The sequence below is a fragment of the Variovorax sp. MPBD4-3 genome, from assembly GCF_058809745.1.
The window spans coordinates 1-1,324 of sequence record NZ_JBXASW010000135.1; the positions used below are offsets into that span (position 1 = coordinate 1).

General features: G+C 62.7%; 1 protein-coding gene and 1 other annotated feature. The gene reads right to left on the minus strand.

What is annotated here, in order from left to right:
• Positions 1–39: 39 nt before the first annotated feature.
• Positions 40–1,271, minus strand: a protein-coding gene (locus AC1RVW_RS30800) for an IS3 family transposase (protein ID WP_493204527.1) whose coding sequence is annotated in 2 segments (ribosomal slippage) — positions 40–983 and positions 983–1,271 — 1,233 coding nt in all. Because the reading frame shifts where the segments join, the coding sequence is not laid out codon by codon here.
• Positions 877–993 (minus strand) — a sequence feature (AL1L pseudoknot). Its footprint overlaps the gene before it by 117 nt.
• Positions 1,272–1,324 lie beyond the last annotated feature (53 nt).

Consider the following 1,324-nt stretch of genomic DNA (forward strand, 5'->3'; position numbering starts at 1 on the left):
TGAATCGCCCCGGCTTTCATGGAGGCCAGTTGGTTTAAGTCATGCCGCCGTCTTGGCGGACTGACTGGCGAGTTGCCGGTAATAGTTTGCCTCAGCTTCTGCAGGCGGGATGTAGCCGATGGGTTCGAGCAGGCGATGGTGGTTGAACCAGGACACCCATTCGAGCGTCGCGAACTCCACCGACTCCTTGGTATTCCACGGCGCCCGGCGATGGATCAGCTCGGCCTTGTAGAGGCCGTTGATCGTCTCGGCCAGGGCGTTGTCATATGAGTCGCCTTTGCTGCCCACTGATGGCTCAATGCCAGCCTCGCCCAGTCGTTCCGTGTACCGGATGCTGACGTATTGCGAGCCACGATCGGAGTGACAAATCAAGCTGCCGTCGCGTTCGGGTTGACGGTCGTACAGCGCTTGCTCCAAAGCATCGAGCACGAAGTCCGTGCGCATCGAGCTGCTGACCCGCCAGCCCACGATGCGTCGGGCGAACACATCGATCACGAAGGCGACGTACAGCCAGCCCTGCCATGTCGACACGTACGTGAAATCCGAGACCCACAGCTGGTTCGGGCGCTGCGCTCGGAACTGCCGGTTGACCCGATCCAGCGGGCATGGTGCTCTGGAGTTGCTGATAGTGGTCTTCACCACCTTGCCGCGCATCACACCTCTCAGCCCCAGGCGCCGCATCAGCCGCTCGACCGTGCAGCGGGCCACCGTCGTGCCCTCGCGCGCCAGTTGCCTCCAGACCTTGTCGGCCCCATAGACCTGCATGTTGGCCTGCCAGACGCGCTGTATCGCCGGAATGAGGACATCGTCGCGGAGTGCTCTGGCGCAGCGCTTATGCGGCTCGCGCAGCAGCGCCGCGTGCCGCCGGTAGCCCGACGGGGCGACCTGCAAGACCCTGCAGATCGGCTCGACCCCGAAGGTGGCACGATGCCTGTCGATGAAATCCCTCAGGACTTCAGCCGGCGGTCGAGCTCCGCCTGGGCGAAAAACGCGCTCGCCAGCTTCAGGATCTCGTTGGCTCGGCGCAGTTCCTTGACCTCGCGTTCGAGCTCCTTCATCCGCTGGGACTCGCTGGTCGTCACGCCTTCTCGAACGCCGTTGTCGACCTCATCACGCTTGACCCATTCGTTCAGCGTCTGCGGCACGCAGCCGATCTTCGGTGCAATCGACTCGATCGCCGCCCACAGCGACGGGTATTCCCCACGGTGCTCCTGCACCATCCTCACTGCGCGCTCACGCACCTCGGGTGAGAACTTGTTCGACTTCTTCATGGCTCAATCCTCTCAGAGTGTTGAGCCTCCACAAAATCCGGGGCGATTCATAG